Source organism: Bacillus sp. MT94 (assembly GCF_058792475.1).
This window is the reverse complement of record NZ_JBXAEZ010000005.1, coordinates 74159-94156: the sequence shown is the minus strand read 5'-3', so window position 1 is coordinate 94156 and position 19998 is coordinate 74159. Positions and strand designations below refer to the sequence as shown.

Here is a 19998-nt window from a genome sequence, read left to right as displayed (position 1 = left end):
GAAGGAGGTATAAAAGTATGATAGTAAACCATTTTGAAGAGTTTTCTAAACATGTTGGAAATACACCTCTCATGAAATTAAAATGCGAAGAAACGAAGGATCTTTCTATCTATGCTAAATGTGAATGGCATAACCCTACAGGGTCAATTAAGGATAGGGCAGCACTTGGAATGATTAATAAATATTTACAAGAAGCGGACAAAAAACAAAATATTTTAGAGTATAGTGGTGGAAGCTTAGCGAGGTCAATTGGGTGTATTTGTAATTATTTAGGGATTCAATGCACGTTAGTTTTAAGTTCTGGAACCGGTAAATCTCTATTAAATGAACTTGATCGTTATGGTGCTAACGTAATCTTAGTTGATAAATGTAAAGGGTTCTACGCAGTAATTGAGAAAACAATAGAGATTAGCAAACAAAAGACAGAATTATACTTTTTATTCCAACATTATAATAATGCAAATCTAGTAAGTCATATAGAAGGTACAGGGCGAGAAATTATTGCACAAATGAATGGAAAACCAATACATGCATGGGTAGCATCTGCTGGTACTGGTGGGACTCTAATGGGAGTCTATACAGCAATAAAGAATTATACAAAAAATGTTGAACTACATTTAGTAATGCCTGCTGAATTGCCTTATGGTTCGGAACAACCACCAAATGATTTAAAGAAATATGCTGGATCAGGTGGGTTCGGCTTAGGAAGGAAACAACATTTCATAGAACAGGAAGAAAATTTGATAGAAAAACAATGGACTTATTCATATGAAGATACCCTGTATGAAATGGCACGTTTTTACAAAGATACTGGTATAAAAATAGGAACTTCTGCGGCAGCGAATTTATTAGCAGCTAAACAAATTGGGAAAGAAAAAGGTGCGAATTTTAATGTAGTTACAGTTTTTCCGGACGCAGGGTCAATAGAAGAGTGGTCAGATGTAAAAAATTTAGTTGAAAAAATAGGTGATTGAGAGGACCATTAAAAGTTCTTTCGTAGTTTATATCTTATTCTACGCAAAATTGATACCATCAAAAAACTGTATGTTTAACATGTACAGTTTTTTAATGGTATAGCTGTGCAATGTTTAGAAATTTCACATACCGTATTTTAAAAATAAATATAGGAAAAACAAAAAGTAATGTAGAATATATCGTACATACATATATACAGTCAACATAAAAGATAAAGAGGTGGGTATATGTTACTTGAGGAAGTAATGCAGCAACTAGAGGAATATGGAACAGAACAAAATCGAAAAACGTATAAAAACCACGGAGCGAAAGAGCCATTATTCGGAGTTAGTTTTGCGAATCTAAAATTGTTAAAAAAGAAAATAAAAAAAGATCACGATTTAGCAGTTGAATTGTGGGAAACAAAAAATATGGACGCGATGACATTAGCAACTTATATTTTAGACCCGAAGAATATAACAGCAGAACAGCTTAATAGTTGGGTTCAGGATGTTGATTATTACTGTTTAATGGATGTTTTTATGACATCTATATGTACTTCGCCAATTGCAATAGAAAGAATGGAAGAGTGGACAAAGTCTAATGATGAATGGATTGGAAGAGCTGGCTGGTCTTTATTAGCAAATATATCGATTAAAAATAAAGCGTTACATGATGATTTCTTCTCTCCATACTTAGAAGAGATTAAAGAAAATATACATAATGAAAAAAATAGAAAAAAAGAAGCGATGAATAGTGCTTTAATCGCAATAGGAATTCGTAATGAAGACTTAGAGCGACAAGCGATTGAAATCGCACGTGAAATTGGAAAAGTAGAGGTTGATCACGGTACAACATCATGTAAAACACCAGATGCAGAAAGCTATATAAAAAAAGCGAGAGAAAGAGCTGAAAAAAGAAAATGAAATAAGAAAAGAGGAACGGCTATGAAACCCATTGAAGCAGCACAAGGCATAATTACATCACAATTTCCGAATTGTGATGTAGCTTTACTCGGCGGAAGCGTTGCACGAGGAGAAGCGACGAAAACATCTGACCTTGATATTGTAATAGTTGACCAAAGTTTAACTTCTTGTTATAGAGAATCTTTCTATAGTAATGGATGGCCTGTTGAGGTGTTTGTTCATAATTTTACAACATATAAAACCTTTTTCAAAATGGATTGTGATCGAGGGAGACCGTCGTTACCACAATTAGTTTCAGAAGGGGTTGTATTAAAAGGGGAAAAGGAAATTGTTGAGAAATTAAAAAAAGAAGCGAATGATTTACTACATAAAGGACCAGCTAAATGGACCGAAGAAACGATTAAGCAGAAGCGATATTTTATTACGGATACTTTAGATGACTTTATTGGTGCAACAAAAAGAGAAGAAGAATTGTTTATCGCTAATTTATTAGCGGATTTAGTACATGAATATGTATTAAGAGTAAATGGTAGGTGGCTTGGGAGTTCAAAATGGTTTATTAGAGTGCTAAGAAGATATGATGAGCAATATGCAAACAAATTTGTAGCGGCTTTTGATCATTTTTATAAAACGGGAGAGAAAAATGAATTAATTCATTTTATAGAAATGACGTTAGAACAGTATGGTGGAAGAGTGTTCGAAGGATTTTCTATTGGTAAATAAAAAGGGGAGAGAAAAATGAATGTACCATATGTTCAATTAAGAGAATTGACACTAGATGATGTAGAAGATCGCTATCAATGGTCGTTAGATAGCGATGTAACAAAGCATTTAGTCGTACCAGACCAATATCCTCCGTTCACTCGTGGAGATACGAGAATCTGGATTGAAGCTTGTATAAGCCGAAAAAATGGTTATGAACAAAGGGCGATCGTTACTGAGAAAGGTATACATATTGGATGGGTAGACCTTAAAAATTTTGATAAAACAAATAAAAATGCAGAACTAGGAATTGCGATTGGAAATAAAGACTATTGGGGTAAAGGATTTGGAATGGCAGCTCTAAACAGCATGTTACAAATAGGTTTTTCCCAGTTTGAATTGGAGAAAATTTGGTTACGTGTAGATGAAGATAATACACAAGCTAAAAAGAGTTATGAAAATGCCGGATTTGTATGCGAAGGGTTAATGAGAAATGATCGATTGAGACAGGGAAAGTTCATTCATCGCTATCGTTACAGTATATTAAAAGAAGAGTATGAATTAAAAAATAATAACCTATAAAAATATTATGTCAATTAAAAAGGGGAAGATAAAATGATTCGATTACTTACAAAAGCGGATGCAAAACAATATTGGGAGTTACGTTTACAAGCACTACAAGTAAATCCAGAAGCATTTGTAACGACTTATGAAGAAGCAGTACGTCAAGAAAACCCTCTTGAACGCGTTGCTAGTAATCTTTCATCCAACAGTAGTTTTACATTTGGTGCTTTTAATAATGAAAATCGTTTAGTTGGGGTTGTTACTTTATTAACAGAAGAAAAGGACGCATATAAGCATAAAGGGCATATCGTTGCAATGTATGTAGATACTGAAAATCGAAGAAGTGGTCTTGCACGTGATTTAATACGTAAAGCAATTGAAAGGGCAAAAGAGATGAAGCTAGAGCAATTGAATTTAGGGGTTGTGTCAACGAACGAACCAGCCAAACGATTATATGAATCAATGGGATTTAAAACGTACGGAATTGAAAAAAGGGCTATAAAAATGAATGGTGTGTATAGTGATGATGAACATATGGTGTTGTTCTTTTAAGAGAGGAAGTTTTGTATGAAAGATCTCCATTTAGAAAGAAATCTGGACCCTCAAGTAGCGATTTTGTATGCGACGGTTGCTGATACGTTTAATAGATTGCAAAGGTTAGTAGAAGGTACTGAAGAGAACGAACTATCCTATAAAGGGTCTGAAAATAATGAAAATAGTATTGGGCAGTTACTTCAGCATTTAGCAGTTGTCGATTTACATTGGGTGTATCGTTTCAAGGGAGAAGATGTTCCAACAGCATTTGAAAATAAATATGGTCCTATGTTGAATGAAGTAGGAGAAATACCGAGTTTAAGAAAATACACGTTGCAAGAGTTAATGCAAGATTATGAAGCAGTGCAAAAATTGTTTTATGAAGAATGTATGAAACTAACAGAAACTGATTTAACGCGGGAAGTTTTGTATGAAAAAGGGGAAAATGCGACTATAAGATGGGGAATTTGGCATATAGCAGATCATAATCGGTATCATCAAGCACATATAAGTCGATTGAGGAAATTATATAGAGAATATAAACTACATATTCTTTAATTTTTGAATGAACAAACGCCCCTAAATAATAATTAAAGGAGGCGTTTATTTTTATTTGTTTGCTTTTCTTCCCAAGCTATCATTAAATTTTTATGATAATCTTTTGGTTTTTCAATAGAAAACCAGTAAATTGAATGTGCAATAGTTGGTAGTCATCTTTTATGGCGGATTCGTATATTTTCATGGTGAGTATAGTGGGTCGAGATTAAGGTAGATTTTGACCCTTGAAAATTTTGGTATGTAATATCCTTGATTTCATACCAATACACTTTATTCCCATGCAAATCTACTACAATTCTTTCATCATCCCAATAGGAACCTATATCGTTTGCACGTGTTTTCCATAAGGTTAGGGCATACTTTAGTAGCCATAAGGAGAAAAATATTGAAATAATTCCTAGTAAATCAAATTCTTCCATTAAAGATAAAACACTTATTAGAAGGAAAAAAACTCCGAAAGAAAGAACAAATAAAATAGATTGTATAGAGGCTCTGTATATTTTCAGTGTTATCACATCCATAGAAGTAACTTATTTTTAAAATTATTTCTGTTTAATGTTTTTATATTAAGTATAATAAATGAATGTATTATTATCTTTTTCATTGCAAGTGAATGGAAAGTGAAATGTAAGTTTGTATGTAGATTTTTCATCGCGTATACTAAAATATATGTTATAGAGATTAAAAATTAAATACAAGGGGTTTTACAATGAAAGCAATTGTTATAGGGATACTGGCATCATTTTTCTTTGCCTTTACCTTTGTTTTAAACCGGGCAATGGACTTAGAAGGTGGAAGCTGGATTTGGAGTGCATCATTACGGTATTATTTTATGGTTCCAATGCTATTACTTATTGTTATGTATAGAGGGAACTTAAAGCAACTCTTTCAATATATGAAAAACAATCCGAAAGAATGGTTAGTATGGAGTATCGTTGGATTTGGTCTCTTTTATGCACCGCTTAGTTTTGCTGGAGCGTTCGGACCAGGTTGGCTCGTTGCATCAACATGGCAAATTACAATCGTTGCAGGGATTTTGTTAACACCATTTTTTGCGGTGGATCCACTACATAAAAAACTTCCGATGAAGGAATTAGTTATGTCGGGCATTATTTTATTCGGTGTTGTTCTCATGCAAGTAGAACATGCTTCTTCATTAGGTATTCGTGAAACCGTTTTATGTGTAGTTCCTGTACTTATTGCAGCATTTGCGTATCCTCTTGGAAATCGAAAAATGATGCAAGTTTGTAAAGGGGAATTAGATGTATTTCAGCGAGTACTCGGTATGACATTAGCAAGTTTACCATTTTGGTTTTTATTATCTGGTTACGAAGTATCAACTGGCGGATTACCGTCAAGTAACCAAGTTTTTCAATGTTTTATTGTAGCAGTTAGTTCTGGGTTAATCGCGACAATATTATTTTTCTTTGCAACAGATCTTGTAAAAGATGATCCACAAAAACTAGCAACAGTGGAAGCGACGCAGTCTGGTGAAGTTTTATTTGCGCTAGTAGGAGAGCTGATATGGTTATCTGCACCAATTCCGTCATCTTTATCTTGGGTTGGTATGAGTCTCGTTATTATTGGAATGATACTTCATAGTTATGTGGCTGTCGTTGTAAAAAAAGAAGAAAAAATAACGGCGTAATGAGATTAGCTCTTTTTATTAAGAGTTAGTCTTTTTTCATAGAAAGGGATGAAAATATGAATTTACAGCGTGTTGAACAAATTGAAAAAGATTCAATATTAAATGTGCTACAATATGCGGTCGGTCCAAATGAAATAAGCTTAAAGAAGGCAGTAATATTTTATCAAAGTAATAAAGGGACTTTGTACAAATATGAAGAAAAAGCTTGTATAGGTATTGAAGTAATCGGAGCAACTAAAGCACGAGTATGTCATATAGCAGTGGCTTCAGATTATCGTCAAAAAGGAATCGCACTGCAAATGATTAAAGAAGTGGTAAGGATATATCAATTGACTTATATAGAAGCAGAGACAGACGATGGGGCGGTAGAATTTTATAAAAGAATTGGTTTTCAAGTTAAAAGTTTAGGAGAAAAATATATGGGAATCGAAAGATTTCATTGTTATTTGGAAAAATAGTATAAAAATATGCATATGGAGTATAGCTTGAAAAAATAAGATTTACATTTTTCTTCATTTAATAAAACTCTCGCTTATCATTCTCTACGATTTTAATAGAGTTTTGAGGCTTCAGTACACCCATATACATATTTTTGTAGTAATGAATATGATTAAGTTAAAAATTAAGAAAAATATGATAATATATTTATATAAAAGTTTAAATTTACGTGGCTAGTGAGGGAACCAATATGAAAATGAATGAAATAGTAGCAAGCACACAATTTCCAAATACAATCGAAACAATAACAAAAGATTTAAAAGCATTAGGAATCGAAAAAGGAATGACAATTATCGTTCATTCATCACTAAGTTCTATCGGATGGATATCTGGTGGTGCGGTTGCCGTAGTAGAAGCATTAATGAAAGTTGTTACGGAAGAAGGAACGATAATAATGCCAACGCAATCTTCGGATTTGTCCGATCCGAAACATTGGTCAAGACCACCTGTACCGGAAGACTGGTGGCAAATTATCCGAGATAACGTCCCTGCATTTGATTCACGTATAACCCCAACAAGGGGAATGGGTGAAATAGTTGAATGTTTTCGTACATATCCGAATGTAGTACGTAGTAATCATCCGTTAGGAAGTTTTGCTGCATGGGGAAAACATGCAGTAGAGATAACAATGAACCATTCATTATCAATGAGCTTTGGAGAAGAATCTCCATTAAGAAAAATATACGATTTAGACGGGTACGTATTATTAATTGGTGTTGGATATGATTCAAATACGTCTGTTCATTTATCCGAGGTGCGTACTGGTGCATGTGAGTTAATACAAGTAGGAGCACCTATTATAGAAAACGGTGAAAGAGTGTGGAAAAAGTTTGTTGAAATGGATTACGAATCTGAGAAGTTTGTAGAAATTGGTGTGGAGTTTGAGCGAAAAGGAACTGTAAAAAACGGGAAGATAGGTAATGCAACGTGTCGTCTAATGAAACAGCGTGATATAGTTGACTTTGGAACAGAATGGTTTCGTAAGAAAAATTAGTAAGGGATGGTTACAATGAAGGGGAAAAAGGTATTAATTACGAGCGGTGGTTGTCTAGAAAAATGGGATCAAGTACGCGGGCATACGAATATGGCTAAAGGTACAATCGGAAGGATAATCGCAGAAGAACTTCTAGCTAAAGGGGCACATGTTATATATTTACACGGTTATTTTGCGGAGAAACCGAGCGATGTACATAGAGGGTTAGAATTACATCCATTTGAAGGGATTGTTGATTTACAAGATAAAATGAAAAGTATCATCACACATGAAAAGGTTGATGCGGTTATTATGGCAGCGGCTGGATCAGATTGGATTGTGGAGAAGATCTGTGATCAAGATGGTAATGTTCTTAATATGAACGGAAAAATTTCAAGTGATATAGCACCGATTATTCACTTTCAAAAGGCTCCAAAAGTATTAAAACAAATAAAAGAATGGGACCCAGAAACAGTACTTATTGGTTTTAAACTTGAAAGTGATTTAAATGAAGAAGAACTGTTTGAAAGAGCGAAAAATAGAATGAAAGAAGCAAGGGCGAATGTAATGATTGCGAATTCACCACATTCTTTATATTCGCGCGGAGCTGTGCATTATGTAATTGGACAAGATGGTAAAGGGAAGTTGTGTAATGGGAAAGATGAAACAGCGAAAGAAATTGTCAAAAGCTTAGAGGTATTATGTAATCGTGTCACTGCTTTTTAAAATTAAGTTTTTAGATAAGAATGAATCCGCATAGTAATAAGTAAGCGAAACTTTAATTGGTGGGAATTTTACTTTTACACGAATGTGAAGCGTATATCAATCAAGAGCTATACACAGAATAATTGGTGAGGAGTGGATTCTATGGAACATTTATTAAAGCAAGCTATTAAACTTAGAAACGAAAAGAAATATGCGCAGTCTAAAGAGATGCTTATAGGATTAACAAACTTTACAAAGGATGCAGAAGTACTGTATCAGTGTGCGTGGATACATGATGTAATGGGGCTAGAAACAGAAGCAGTTCCGTATTATGAGCAGGCAATCGCAAATGGACTTGATGGCGAATCCCTTTGCGGTGCTTATATTGGTCTAGGAAGTACATATCGTTGTATAGGGGAATATGAAAAGGCAATTACAGTATTAGAAGCTGGGGTGAAAAAATTCCCAGAGAACGATCCGATGAAAGTATTTTTATCATTAGCAAAATATAACGTAAACGATCACGAGTCAGCGATGAAATTATTACTTGAAACTGTCGTGAAAGTAGAGGAAGTAAAAGAATTTGAACGTGCCATTTCATTTTATAAAGACCACTTAAATGAGGTTTTTAAATAAAGGAGTGAACGTATGAATGTTACACTATCGCGAAGGCGAAAAGGTATTTGGATTGGACTCGTCTCTTTAATTATGCTATCAAACTATTTATTGTATGCTCTTCCAATAGTACCAGCTGCGCCGAAAGAAGTTGTACTTGGGTCATTATTAGATTGCATGTTTGTCATTCCAATCATCACGTATTTCTTCATTATTCGAAAAAGGTACTCGTTAACGTATATAGTTCCTGTTGTAATAGCTGGTTATATTTTTGCAAGATTTATTATTCCAAGTGACTATTTACAAGATTTTTCATACGTTTCTTATATTATAGTTGCAGGAGAAATTGCTTTTGTATGTTTAGAGTTATTCCTTCTATATAAAATTGTTAGAAAGCTTCCTACCATAATAAAAAAATATAAAGAATATAAAAGTGAGTACTCTTCATTTTCTTATGCAATTGATGCTGCGTTTGACGCTACTATGAAAAGAAATAAATTAATAGATATCATTGTAACGGAGTGTAAGTTAATCTATTATGCATTTTTATCGTGGCGTGAAAAAGTACCAGAAGGTGAATACGTATACTCATATCACAAAAAGACTGGTGCAATAGGTGTATATATCATGATCATCCATGCGACCTTAATAGAAAGTATTGGTTTTCATTATTTGCTACACCAGTGGAATCCAGTAATAGCATGGATTTTACTTATTTTAAATGTATACGCGATGATTTATTTTATAGCTGAAATACAAGCGATGCGTAAAAATCCACTTATCGTAACAGAAGAACAAGTAATCATTCAAATTGGATTAGGAAAGAAAATTGTTATACCATTTACACAAATTGATAATATTGCGTTTTACAAGGATGAATTGCTAACGGCAAAAGAAGGGAAACAGGTATTGGATGCAACTGTTATGGAGTTCATAAAAGAACCTGCTACTTTTGAAATAACATTAAAAGAGCCAGTGAAAGCACAGTTGTTATATGGATTTTCTAAAACAGTAAGTCGTGTGCACTTAAATGTTGATGAAGAACGAAAATTTTATGATGCGGTTAAGGAAAAGTTAAAACATGAGTAATAGTGCTGTTAGTTACATAAAAACAAATGAGTTTCCGTTAGAAGTGAAAAAATATGAAACATGGATAGTGAAAAACTCTTTCTAAATAAGAAGGAGTTTTTCTTGTGTACTTGTATAAATCATTATATAAAGAAGTATGTAATTGAGGATAGAACTAGTATGAGGGGAAACAAAATAATGAATAAGTTACTTACATCGAAAAGTGAAATTATAGAAAGAAAAATCCGGTATAACTCAACAATAGTAGATCACAATTGTTTATTACTTGAAAAGCAATCACAAAGTATCGTTTTATTTCACGAGGTGCAGTATTCATTTACAATGACTGCAAAAGATACTAAGTTAACAATCCCAAAAGGAAGTTATACAATCGCATATTATTGGAAAGATCGTCCGTACAATTTATACGTATGGAGAGATATAAAAGGGAAGTATTTAGGTTCCTATTTTAATATCGTAAAAAACACACAAATAAAAGACGAAGTGGTTTCCTTCGAAGATTTAATCATCGATATTATGGTACTTCCAAATGGAGAATACTTCCTATTAGATGAGGATGAATTACCAGAACCATTAGGAAATTTCGAAGGTGGTTATGTGAACGAAGCTCTTCATTTATTAACGGATACAATTAAAACGTTCCTTCCAAAAATAATAAAAGGGACTGCTGATATCTTTAAAAATAAATAATGTTCGCTAAAACCTAGTTGACTTATCGGAAATATTTGTATAATATGTACTTAATTCCATAACGTATTGCTGATTGGAGAAACCAAAGGCATTTTATCTGTTGATAAAATGCCTTTGGTTTTTTTATTGCACAAATACTGAATCTGTTCATTTATATGAATCATTTTAAGGAGGAGAAGAAATGACTGTTTCAATTGATGGGGTATCAAAATATTTTTTGAAACAAACTGGTACTGTTCAAGTATTAGAGAATATTAATTTTCAATTAGAGAAAGGGGATTTTGTTACAGTAATTGGTCCGAGTGGGTGCGGAAAAAGTACATTACTAAAAATTGTTGCAGGTCTAGATAATGATTTTGAAGGTGAAGTTATTATTGACGGGGAGCCTATCTTAAAAACGAGCAAGAAACAAGGTTTTATTTTTCAAGAGCATAGGCTTTTTCCATGGTTAACAGTTGAAGAAAATATAGCGGCAGATTTGTCGTTAAAAGATAAGTATGTGAAAGATAAGGTGAGAGAATGGGTTGAAATCGTTCGGTTAGATGGCTTTGAAAAATCGTATCCGAAAGAAATTTCAGGCGGGATGTCACAACGTGTTGCGATAGCGAGAGCGTTATTAAGAGATCCGAATGTATTATTACTTGATGAACCTTTTGGAGCGCTGGATGCTTTTACTCGAAGTCATTTACAAGAAGTATTGCTGAATATTTGGGAGCAGAAGAAAACAACAATGATATTCGTTACACATGATATAGACGAAGCGATATATCTTTCAAACCGAATTATCATTATGAGTGCAAAACCAGGGAAAATACATAAAGTGATTGAAAATAATTTGCCTTATCCGCGAAATAAAACTTCTCAATCGTTCCAACAACTTCGAACGAAAGTATTACAGCAGTTTGAATATGGAGGGTTGATTCAAACAAGTATATAGGAAAAGGGTGATTTTATATGTATAAAAAATTTAAAATTCTTTCTTTTGCTTTAGCTATATCAGTATTTTTATTAGGATGTGAAAAAAGTACAGTAAGTAGTAAGAAAGAAGATGTAACAATACAAATTGGTATACAACAAGGATTAAGCCCGCTATTACTAGCAAAGAAAAAGGGGTGGTTTGAAGAGGAGTTTAAAAAAGAAGGAGTTAAAGTGAAATGGACAGAGTTCCAAAGTGGACCTCCTTATTTTGAAGCAATCGCATCAAACCGATTAGACTTTGGTGAAGTAGGGAATTCTCCAGTCATTTCAGCGCAAGCAGCAGGTATTGGATTTACCGAAATCGCCAATACAAGTTATGCGAGAAAAGGAACTGGAATTCTCGTTCAAAAAGATAGCAAGATTGCGAGTGTAAAAGATTTAAAAGGTAAAAAAATTGCAGTAGCAAAAGGAAGTAGTGCTTTTAATTTATTGTATCGAGCACTTGATAAAGAAGGGATTGATTCAAAAGATGTAAATGTCATTCAATTACAACCAGATGAAGCGCAGCCTGCATTCGAATCAGGATCAGTAGATGCATGGGCGATTTGGGACCCTTTCATATCATTACATACGTTAAATAAAGGTGCGAAGGTGATTGCAGACGGTGAAACATTAAATGTCTCTTCACCAGAATTTTTAATTACGAGAACAAAATTTGCGAAAGAACATCCAGAATTAGTTGAGAAATTCCTCAAAGTTTATGAGAAAGCACGTGTATGGCAAGATGCTAACTTAGATGAAGCAATAAAAGTATATACTTCTGTAAAAAAGATAGATGCGAAGATCGTAAAAGAAGTGTTTAATCACGACAAACCAATTTTAGTTCCAGTAACGAAGGAAATAATAACAGAACAACAAAAGACAGCGGATTTTCAATATAAGCTCGGTTCTATAAAGAAAGAAATTAAGACGGAAAAAGTTGTGGATAATTCTTTCGTAGAAAAAGCATTGAAAGCGAAGTGAAAAGAGGTTTTGTAAAGTGGAAAATACGAAAGCTGTTATTAAACCAGCGAGTATAACGATTGAGAAAAACAACGTCAAGAAGGTGCGAAAGTTAAATGTAAAAGTTTTAGTAAGGGCGATTACTATACCGGTTATTATATTAATAATTTGGCAGTTAGCTGGTGTATTCGGTCTTGTTTCTAAAACAGTTTTACCAACACCATTAGATATTTTTCTAGCTTTCCAAGAGCTTATTAAAACAGGAGAGTTATTCGGCCATTTAAGTATTAGTGTATTTAGGGCTGCGGCTGGTTTCTTTATTGGTGGGGGCTTAGGAATCATTTTAGGAACGATTGTTGGATTTTCAACGAGAAGTGAGCAATATTTAGATCCATCTGTGCAAATGTTAAGAACTGTACCTCATTTAGCTGTTGCACCGCTTTTCGTATTATGGTTCGGTTTTGGTGAAACATCAAAAGTGTTATTAATTGCAGATGGTGCATTTTTTCCTTTATACGTAAACGCATTTTTAGGTATTAGAGGTGTGGATTCAAAGTTATTTGATGTTGCGAGAGTGTTAGAGTTTAGTAAAAGAAAATTAATCACGAAACTAATTTTACCATCTGCATTGCCTAACCTTTTACTAGGGGCAAGGTTATCGTTAGGTGTTGCATGGGTGAGTTTAGTAGTAGCAGAACTTATGGGGTCTACAGAAGGTATTGGCTATATGATTATGGATGCAAGGCAATTTTCAAATACAGATATCGTATTTGTCGGCATAATTATATTTGCATTTGTTGGGAAGTTTTCTGACTCTCTAGTACGTTTACTAGAAGTGAAGTTTTTAAGATGGCGAGATAACTTTAAAGGTGAGACAGGGAATTAACATATAAATTATTAGGGGTAATTTATATAGAATGTGTTAGTATACGATTCAAAATAAATAAGGGGTGTGTACAGGTATGGAATTATTATGGTTTATTCCGGCTTATGGAGATGGTCGATATTTAGGAACGACAAAACGAGGAAGAGCAGCTGAATATGGTTATTATAAGCAAGTTGCTGCGGCAGCTGATTATTTAGGATATACGGGTGTTTTACTTCCAACTGGTCAAGGATGTGAAGACCCTTGGGTGTTAGCTTCAGCTCTTGCTGCTGAAACAGAAAAACTAAAATTTTTAGTAGCAGTGAGACCAGGACTAATGTCCCCTACAGTTGCAGCGAGGATGGCATCTACATTTGATAGAATTTCACATGGGAGGCTGCTTATTAATGTAGTAGCTGGAGGAGATCCAGTTGAACTACAAGGAGATGGATTATATCTTGATCATGATGAAAGATATGAAGCAGCGGATGAATTTTTAAAAGTTTGGAAATCGACATTGCAAGGTGAAACGATCTCTTTAGAAGGAAAACATATTAAAGTTACAGATAGTAAAGTTGTCTTCCCACCAGTTCAAACACCATATCCTCCTATATATTTTGGAGGATCGTCAGCTGCTGGAAAAGAAGTAGCAGCTGAACATAGTGATGTATATTTAACGTGGGGAGAGCCGCCAGAGCAAGTGAAAGAGAAAATAGAAGAAGTAAGAAAACTTGCAGAAGAGAAGGGGCGTACAGTGCGATTTGGCATTAGATTACACGTAATTGTAAGAGAAACAGAAGAAGAAGCATGGGAAGAGGCAGAACGTTTAATTCAATATGTGGATAATGAAACAATTGAGCTTGCTCAAAAGACATTTGCAAGATATGATTCGGTTGGTCAAAAACGGATGACCCATTTAAATAAAGGTACGAGAGAGTCGTTAGAGATAAGCCCTAATTTATGGGCTGGAATCGGACTTGTAAGAGGTGGGGCAGGTACTGCACTTGTAGGCAATCCGCATACAGTAGCAAAAAGGATAAAAGAATATGAATCGTTAGGAATTGATACGTTTGTTTTATCAGGATATCCGCATTTAGAAGAAGCGTATGAAGTGGCAGAATTGTTATTCCCATTATTGAAAGACGAGAAGAAAGAAGAAAATAAAATTGTTGGTGAAATGATTGCTGATGCATATGCATTAAAAAAATAGTGAGAAATAAAGTTTCACTTATTTATTTCTTCATTTTGTTTACTGCCTGTTAACACGGGATAAAAAACCCGCAAGTTATTCGCTTGCGGGTTTTCATCGTAAATTATTAGAAAATATGGTAAAATTAAAGGGTAACTTAAGGTGCGGTTGGTTGTTCAATTATCACTTCTCCGAGTAGGAGGGGGGTGATAATACGTGAGTGAAATAGCGTTGCTACTGCAGGGTGGACTGTTTCTCGTTGCATTGTTAACGTTCGTCGTCGTTTTAATAGACAAGCTCAAAAAATAACAACCCACCTATGCCTATAGAATGTGGGTTGTTTTGTTTGTAAGAAACAAATAGGATAAATGAACAATCCAATCTGCTAAGTTACGTGGACTAGTGTGTAGCCGCACACTAGTCTTTTTTATTTATATACAATTTATAATTGGTTTATGTGATTGTATTGTTCTTTTCATACTCATTATAACACAGTGTCTTTTCATCAAGAAAGGAGACCGTATGTTCTGGTCTCTGTTATATAGTAGGTGCTTTTTCTTTAAACAGCCCATCCATATACTGTTTTAAACTTTGGACATAAAATTTCTGCGTATTCACATTATTTACACCGACAATCGGCGATGGAAGGTCAAATCTTTTTTCTGATAAATGAACGACAACATCAAAGATGTCAAACAAACGAATGAAGCAAAACAGGCCGTCTTTATCGCTAAGTAAAATAAAGTAATGATTTTCACTACTTGTATTTAGCGTATTCCATAAAGAACTTTTGCTTAAATCACGTACAATGCTTTTTTCTTTTAGTTCCACGAAATCTGAATTTGAGAGAATGGTAGAAATATCAATTGCATCTTGATCTTCAAAGTAGCCATCAACTGCTTGTACAGCGAATGTATAAGCCATTTTTAATACACTCATTTTATATTTACGGTTATCTAATAGTAATTCACGTTGAATAGAACTCGCTACTTTCGTTACACGTTCCTCTTTCCAAATTTCATTATGTAAGGAAATATCGTGCTTTTTACATAGTTTCATAATTAATGCATTAGAATAAAGAATCTCGTCGCTTACTTCGACAACATCAGTCTCAGCAGCCGCAAGTTCCTCACCGTGCTCATTCGTATAGAGTGGGGAATCAATTTGTCTTTTCATTTGTTCAATCTTAAATTGACTCAATTTATGCCTAATTAAAGGACGATCAATATTTGTTGTCATTTGTTCATGACAAGTATCACAAATTGAGTTTGTGAAATAATATCCACATAATATTTCTGGAATGACATATTGTTCACTAAGTTCTTTCGTATCTTTTCTGCAAATGATGCATTGTGTCATTTTTATCACCTTTACCTGCAAATTTGTATGTAATCTCATTGTAGTGTATTTATCGGTATTTTGGAATATTGTAAAGGAAAATATTATGTGAAATTCATGCTTATTTTGGTACAATGAATAGAAGTGCTAGTTTAAAGGAGGCCGTTTTTTTGAAATCAAAAGTGCACTTTTGGACATTAGAAGTGCTAATGGTTGTAGGAATCATATTTATTTGCACAAAAATATCATTTTTATTTCAACCGATTGGTATCTTCATATCAACATTGTTTTTCCCAATCTTAATCGCGCTTTTTTTATACTTCATATTTAATCCTGTATTAATCTTTTTGGAGAATAAAAAAGTACCTAGAAATTTAGCGATATTACTGTTATATCTTTTTATCATAACATTAACTGCGGTTGGCGTTGGAGTAGTTGTTCCTACGATTTCACAACAGCTAATGGACTTAGTAAAAAATATGCCAAGCTACATAAAAGAGGGGAAAGTATACATACAAGAATTATCACATCATAGGTTGTTTGAATGGTTATCTACACAAAACTACGTTTCCATTGAAACAATTGAAAAAAATGCGATTGAATACTTAAAAGATATTCCAAATACAATTACGTCGAGTGCAACGGCTTTATTTGGTATTATCACGAACGTTGCATTAGTTGTATTTACAGTACCGTTCATTTTATTTTACATGTTTAAAGATGGACATGCCTTTCCAGGAAAAGCGGTAAGTTTATTACCTGAGTCTTACCGTGAAGAGGGGCTTCGTATCATTAAGGAAACGAACGAAACATTATCTGCATATATTCAAGGGCAAGCGCTCGTTTGTATATTTGTAGGTGCGTTTACTTTTATCGGTTATTTAATTATCGATTTACCGTACGCTTTCGTTTTAGGAATTATTGCAGCATTTACAAACATCATTCCTAACTTAGGGCCATTTATTGGGGCAGCACCAGCTGTTATTGTAGGACTGTTCGTTTCTCCGATGCAAGCCTTATACGTAATTATTATCGTAACAATTGTACAACAGTTTGAAAGTAATATTATTTCACCGCGTATTATGAGCTCGAAATTAAACATTCACCCATTAACAATTATTATCCTAATTTTAGGGGTAGGTAATTTTGCTGGAATCATCGGAATGATTTTAGCAGTACCAGTTTATGCAGTAACAAAAACTGTTGTTTCGAACTTAGTGAGATTGTTTAAGACAAAGAGAAGTAATCGGAAATAGTGAAACCTGAGAAAGATACACCGCTTTTTAAGTGGTGTATCTTTTGTTTATAAATAAATAATTAAAAGTGGGTTGATTTAATTTTATTATATATTTTTTATACATCAAATTCAGTGATAAACTTGTGTGATATAAGCTCTATAAAACTATGTGGAATCCCTCTGAACTATCCAAATCATTTCCTTACAGCGTGCTATCAACATCATAATCGACTCCTTTCAATTCTATATAGTTAAACGATTAAAGGTGAGTGTAGTATTTGCTTCTACGATCTCGAATTTCATCAATAACTTGTTTATATTGTCTTTCTTGTTTTAATTCATTTTGAGATATTGTTTCTTTTTGAATTGTAATCGTTAAAAAGAAAAGGTGAAACTTCATATGTGAATTCCTCCTTTCGAATTGGAATTACAGATGACTACAGTAATGACTTTGTCTTTCTTTTACATGATCTATAGCCTGATTAATTTGTCGTTCATGAAACATTTCAGACTCAGAAAATTTATTTTTTTGAATGGTAATGGTTAAAAAGAATACTTTAAATTTCATTAGATAATTGCCCCTTTATAAGTGATTTAGAAAAAACGAGTGTAATAAGAAATTACAGATGACTACAGTAATGACTTTGTCTTTCTTTTACATGATCCATAGCCTGATTAATTTGTCGCTCATGAAACATTTCAGACTCGGAAAATGTATTTTTTTGAATGATAATGGTTAAAAAGAATACTTTAAATTTCATTGGATAATGACCCCTTTATAAGTGATTTAGAAAAGACGAGTGTAATAAGAAGATTGGCGCTCTTTTACTTCGTCCATAATATTTTGAATGTATTGCTCACGTAAAATCTCTTTCTGTGAAAGTTTACGTTTTTGAATAGTGATAGTTAAAAAGAATGCTTTAAATTTCATTAGATTTATGACCCCTTTATAAGTGATTTAGAAAAGACGAGTGTAATAAGAAGATTGGCGCTCTTTTACTTCGTCCATAATGCTTTGGATGTGTTGCTCACGTAAAATCTCTTTCTGTGAAAGCTTACGTTTTTGAATGGTGATTGTTAAAAAGAATGCTTTAAATTTCATGAATATATTGCCCCTTTAAAATATATTTTTAATACATTTGAGTGTAGTATGAACTTTTAATGTCAGTTATTTTATCAGTCAGTTGTTTTAACTGTTGTTTACGATTGATTTCAGTTTCAGATAAAGTATTTTTTTGAAGCACAGTCGTAAAAAAGAAAATATGAAAAGTCATAAATGAATTCCTCCTTTCGAAAAGGAATTACAGGTGATCACAGTAAAGTGCTTGGCGCTCCTTAACATCATTCATAGCTTTTTCAATTTGCTCATTATGAAGAATTTCCCCTTTGGAAATTGTATTTCTTTGAATCGTAATACTTAAAAACAATACGCTAATAGTCATTGAATGTTGCTCCTTTCTTAGAAAAATAATGTAAGAGACTAAAAAACCGCGCAAAAAAACCACAGGAAGATACAGTTCTCCTATGGCTGGGCGTGAAAAAGCCACAGGAAAGTATACGACCTCCTGTGGCGAATTTATGAATTAAATGAAATAAAGTACGATTTTCAATTCTCCATTAGGGTGGTCGAATTCATATTTAATTGTCCAGAAAACACAGGTGCAGTTAACGCTAAAGTTAATGCATGTAATTGTAATTTCATCATTTCCTTCGACCTCCTTTTAGAATTTTTTTCTTACGTTAGTAAGTATATACAATTAATGGATAATTGTAAACATAAAAAATGAAAATTTTTAATTTTGATTAAAATGCGTATATTTAAAAAGGGATTTGAAAGTAAATATTGTAATTAACGAAATATCGATAAAAATGGGGGATGCTAAATGAAATATATGCATCATAACATAATCGTTATGCTAACAATTTTTTTATTTATTACGGCTTGTTCTAATGGAGAAAGAATAAAAGATATATATGATGTTAGTTCAGATGATTTTAAGAAATATACTGGGACATACGTTGGTAATAATTCAGATGTGGTTGCAATTATTAATCATTTACCCGGTGGTGGAACAGTTCAAAGTATAAGTTTAGAAAATGAAAATATAAAAGTGAACTATGGCGCAAAAGAGAGTGGGGCTCTTACAGAAGAAATGATTGAGACGTATTGGTTTGATGAGAAAGATACGATGAAGAAGAATTTTCTCTTTAACATTATTTATCTTGTAGTTTTAGTGCCAAATGCAAACAGTTACGAGTTTCAGGTAGAGAATATAAAATTTATGATGAAAAGGGAGGAAATCCTATCAATCTTGCATGGAAAATTTGATGATTTTCCAAAAGAAGATGATATATGGGATAAAAAGAAAGTAGTAAAGTTTCTTAACGATAATAATGAAAAAATTAAAATGCTTGTGGAAGATAAAGATTTTCGGAAATCTTTATTTGCTAAATATCCAGTGAGCCAGTTGAAATAATGGAGGGGAGAAGATGGAGTTAGTATACAAAATTTCTTATCATAGAATGCAGGATCATTATTTACCTAAATTAGTACAGGCAATTAGGCTCGTTAGTGAAGAAGATTTGTGGAAAAAAGAGACCTCTGTTAATTCAATTGGTGGAATCGTACTACATATTTGTGAACATTTACAGAGAAATACAAGGCGTTATAAGGATCCAAATATAGTTTTTGAAAATGGAATTGAAGAATATTTTCCAGTGAAACAAATAAGATCTGAAGCTTTGTTAAAAACTGTTGAAGAAATATTTGATGAGTGGGGCAAAGCATATATACAGGTCTGGGAAGAAAAAAGGCATATTGATCTTCAAAGTCTATTACATTTGGTTGAGCATACAAGCTATCATTTAGGGCAAGTAGTAGATCGTACAAAATGTATTGAGGGACAACAGTTTAATTTTTGTCAAAATGGTATAAATGAAAAGAATTTGAGAACAAGAGTTGAAACTTCGAATTTTTAGAAAGAGAGACATTC

30 protein-coding genes are annotated in these 19998 nt (G+C 33.3%); 21 read left to right on the top strand and 9 right to left on the bottom strand.

The annotated features are described in order from the left end of the window. The first annotated feature begins 17 nt into the window (after positions 1–17). From AC1Q51_RS18690 to AC1Q51_RS18665, 6 genes are all read left to right on the top strand, one after another. Positions 18–974 carry a PLP-dependent cysteine synthase family protein gene (locus AC1Q51_RS18690; protein ID WP_098235385.1) on the top strand — a complete coding sequence of 319 codons (957 nt, stop codon included), beginning with the start codon at positions 18–20 and terminating at the stop codon, positions 972–974. 228 nt (positions 975–1202) lie between these two features. Next, a complete protein-coding gene (locus tag AC1Q51_RS18685) occupies positions 1203–1880 on the top strand; it encodes a DNA alkylation repair protein (protein WP_075720274.1) in 678 nt (225 codons plus the stop codon). Positions 1881–1901: 21 nt separating this feature from the next. Then, positions 1902–2603 carry a nucleotidyltransferase domain-containing protein gene (locus tag AC1Q51_RS18680; RefSeq protein ID WP_075720276.1) on the top strand — a complete coding sequence of 234 codons (702 nt, stop codon included), beginning with the start codon at positions 1902–1904 and terminating at the stop codon, positions 2601–2603. A gap of 15 nt (positions 2604–2618) precedes the next feature. After that, positions 2619–3164: a GNAT family N-acetyltransferase gene (locus AC1Q51_RS18675; RefSeq protein ID WP_075720278.1), complete on the top strand. Its 546-nt coding sequence runs from the start codon at positions 2619–2621 to the stop codon at positions 3162–3164. A gap of 33 nt (positions 3165–3197) precedes the next feature. Beyond that, positions 3198–3698 (top strand): GNAT family N-acetyltransferase, encoded by a 501-nt coding sequence (locus AC1Q51_RS18670; protein ID WP_000620322.1) that lies wholly within the window; start codon positions 3198–3200, stop codon positions 3696–3698. A gap of 15 nt (positions 3699–3713) precedes the next feature. Then, complete coding sequence (locus AC1Q51_RS18665; protein WP_000653846.1) at positions 3714–4238, top strand: DinB family protein; 525 nt, start codon at positions 3714–3716, stop codon at positions 4236–4238. A gap of 152 nt (positions 4239–4390) precedes the next feature. Here AC1Q51_RS18665 and AC1Q51_RS18660 read toward each other — a convergent pair whose 3' ends face one another. Continuing rightward, complete coding sequence (locus AC1Q51_RS18660; protein ID WP_257129873.1) at positions 4391–4759, bottom strand: hypothetical protein; 369 nt, start codon at positions 4757–4759, stop codon at positions 4391–4393. Positions 4760–4947: 188 nt separating this feature from the next. Here AC1Q51_RS18660 and AC1Q51_RS18655 point away from each other — a divergent pair, with 188 nt between their 5' ends. From AC1Q51_RS18655 to AC1Q51_RS18600, 12 genes are all read left to right on the top strand, one after another. Beyond that, positions 4948–5886 carry a DMT family transporter gene (locus AC1Q51_RS18655; protein ID WP_000644593.1) on the top strand — a complete coding sequence of 313 codons (939 nt, stop codon included), beginning with the start codon at positions 4948–4950 and terminating at the stop codon, positions 5884–5886. A 56-nt stretch (positions 5887–5942) separates the two neighbouring features. Then, positions 5943–6344 (top strand): GNAT family N-acetyltransferase, encoded by a 402-nt coding sequence (locus AC1Q51_RS18650; protein WP_023522256.1) that lies wholly within the window; start codon positions 5943–5945, stop codon positions 6342–6344. A 230-nt stretch (positions 6345–6574) separates the two neighbouring features. After that, a complete protein-coding gene (locus AC1Q51_RS18645) occupies positions 6575–7378 on the top strand; it encodes an AAC(3) family N-acetyltransferase (RefSeq protein WP_161114651.1) in 804 nt (267 codons plus the stop codon). 15 nt (positions 7379–7393) lie between these two features. Further along, complete coding sequence (locus AC1Q51_RS18640) at positions 7394–8083, top strand: phosphopantothenoylcysteine decarboxylase domain-containing protein (RefSeq protein ID WP_000676727.1); 690 nt, start codon at positions 7394–7396, stop codon at positions 8081–8083. Between the two features lie 141 nt (positions 8084–8224). After that, complete coding sequence (locus tag AC1Q51_RS18635) at positions 8225–8698, top strand: tetratricopeptide repeat protein (protein WP_000400637.1); 474 nt, start codon at positions 8225–8227, stop codon at positions 8696–8698. Positions 8699–8710: 12 nt separating this feature from the next. Beyond that, a complete protein-coding gene (locus AC1Q51_RS18630) occupies positions 8711–9766 on the top strand; it encodes a hypothetical protein (protein ID WP_001103387.1) in 1056 nt (351 codons plus the stop codon). Between the two features lie 177 nt (positions 9767–9943). Then, positions 9944–10456: a ribonuclease FAU-1 family protein gene (locus AC1Q51_RS18625; protein ID WP_097924029.1), complete on the top strand. Its 513-nt coding sequence runs from the start codon at positions 9944–9946 to the stop codon at positions 10454–10456. Between the two features lie 181 nt (positions 10457–10637). Beyond that, positions 10638–11393: an ABC transporter ATP-binding protein gene (locus AC1Q51_RS18620; protein WP_000218578.1), complete on the top strand. Its 756-nt coding sequence runs from the start codon at positions 10638–10640 to the stop codon at positions 11391–11393. Between the two features lie 17 nt (positions 11394–11410). Further along, positions 11411–12397, top strand: a complete 987-nt coding sequence (locus AC1Q51_RS18615; protein WP_098237027.1) for an aliphatic sulfonate ABC transporter substrate-binding protein — start codon at positions 11411–11413, stop codon at positions 12395–12397. Between the two features lie 16 nt (positions 12398–12413). Next, positions 12414–13262, top strand: a complete 849-nt coding sequence (locus AC1Q51_RS18610) for an ABC transporter permease (RefSeq protein ID WP_098237026.1) — start codon at positions 12414–12416, stop codon at positions 13260–13262. Positions 13263–13338: 76 nt separating this feature from the next. Next, entirely contained in the window at positions 13339–14451 is a 1113-nt protein-coding gene (gene ssuD / locus AC1Q51_RS18605; protein WP_098237025.1) for an FMNH2-dependent alkanesulfonate monooxygenase, read from the top strand. Positions 14452–14646: 195 nt separating this feature from the next. Then, the gene (locus AC1Q51_RS18600; RefSeq protein WP_001289320.1) at positions 14647–14739 is read left to right on the top strand and encodes a putative holin-like toxin; all 93 of its coding nucleotides are present in this window, start codon (positions 14647–14649) and stop codon (positions 14737–14739) included. A gap of 228 nt (positions 14740–14967) precedes the next feature. Here the strand turns inward: AC1Q51_RS18600 and AC1Q51_RS18595 are convergent, their stop codons facing one another. Next, a complete protein-coding gene (locus tag AC1Q51_RS18595) occupies positions 14968–15789 on the bottom strand; it encodes an HNH endonuclease (protein WP_098235389.1) in 822 nt (273 codons plus the stop codon). A gap of 149 nt (positions 15790–15938) precedes the next feature. On the opposite strand from AC1Q51_RS18595, the gene AC1Q51_RS18590 reads away from it, so the two are divergent. Continuing rightward, the gene (locus AC1Q51_RS18590) at positions 15939–17024 is read left to right on the top strand and encodes an AI-2E family transporter (protein WP_000837894.1); all 1086 of its coding nucleotides are present in this window, start codon (positions 15939–15941) and stop codon (positions 17022–17024) included. A 240-nt stretch (positions 17025–17264) separates the two neighbouring features. Here the strand turns inward: AC1Q51_RS18590 and AC1Q51_RS18585 are convergent, their stop codons facing one another. The 7 genes from AC1Q51_RS18585 to AC1Q51_RS18555 are packed head-to-tail and all read right to left on the bottom strand — an operon-like array spanning position 17265 to position 18447. Further along, positions 17265–17405, bottom strand: coding sequence for a YrzI family small protein (locus tag AC1Q51_RS18585; RefSeq protein WP_000668497.1), 141 nt, complete (start codon positions 17403–17405; stop codon positions 17265–17267). Positions 17406–17432: 27 nt separating this feature from the next. Further along, positions 17433–17573, bottom strand: coding sequence for a YrzI family small protein (locus AC1Q51_RS18580; RefSeq protein ID WP_000669802.1), 141 nt, complete (start codon positions 17571–17573; stop codon positions 17433–17435). Between the two features lie 52 nt (positions 17574–17625). Beyond that, positions 17626–17766: a YrzI family small protein gene (locus tag AC1Q51_RS18575; protein ID WP_000669797.1), complete on the bottom strand. Its 141-nt coding sequence runs from the start codon at positions 17764–17766 to the stop codon at positions 17626–17628. 26 nt (positions 17767–17792) lie between these two features. Then, on the bottom strand, positions 17793–17936 hold the full coding sequence (locus tag AC1Q51_RS18570) for a YrzI family small protein (RefSeq protein ID WP_000668968.1): 144 nt from the start codon (positions 17934–17936) through the stop codon (positions 17793–17795). Positions 17937–17963: 27 nt separating this feature from the next. Beyond that, positions 17964–18107 (bottom strand): YrzI family small protein, encoded by a 144-nt coding sequence (locus AC1Q51_RS18565; protein WP_000668965.1) that lies wholly within the window; start codon positions 18105–18107, stop codon positions 17964–17966. Between the two features lie 28 nt (positions 18108–18135). Further along, entirely contained in the window at positions 18136–18279 is a 144-nt protein-coding gene (locus AC1Q51_RS18560; RefSeq protein WP_000142729.1) for a YrzI family small protein, read from the bottom strand. Positions 18280–18306: 27 nt separating this feature from the next. Beyond that, positions 18307–18447: a YrzI family small protein gene (locus AC1Q51_RS18555; protein WP_000156197.1), complete on the bottom strand. Its 141-nt coding sequence runs from the start codon at positions 18445–18447 to the stop codon at positions 18307–18309. Positions 18448–18888: 441 nt separating this feature from the next. Here AC1Q51_RS18555 and AC1Q51_RS18550 point away from each other — a divergent pair, with 441 nt between their 5' ends. After that, entirely contained in the window at positions 18889–19482 is a 594-nt protein-coding gene (locus AC1Q51_RS18550; RefSeq protein ID WP_086409237.1) for a DUF4825 domain-containing protein, read from the top strand. 13 nt (positions 19483–19495) lie between these two features. Continuing rightward, complete coding sequence (locus AC1Q51_RS18545; protein ID WP_000424636.1) at positions 19496–19984, top strand: DinB family protein; 489 nt, start codon at positions 19496–19498, stop codon at positions 19982–19984. Positions 19985–19998 lie beyond the last annotated feature (14 nt).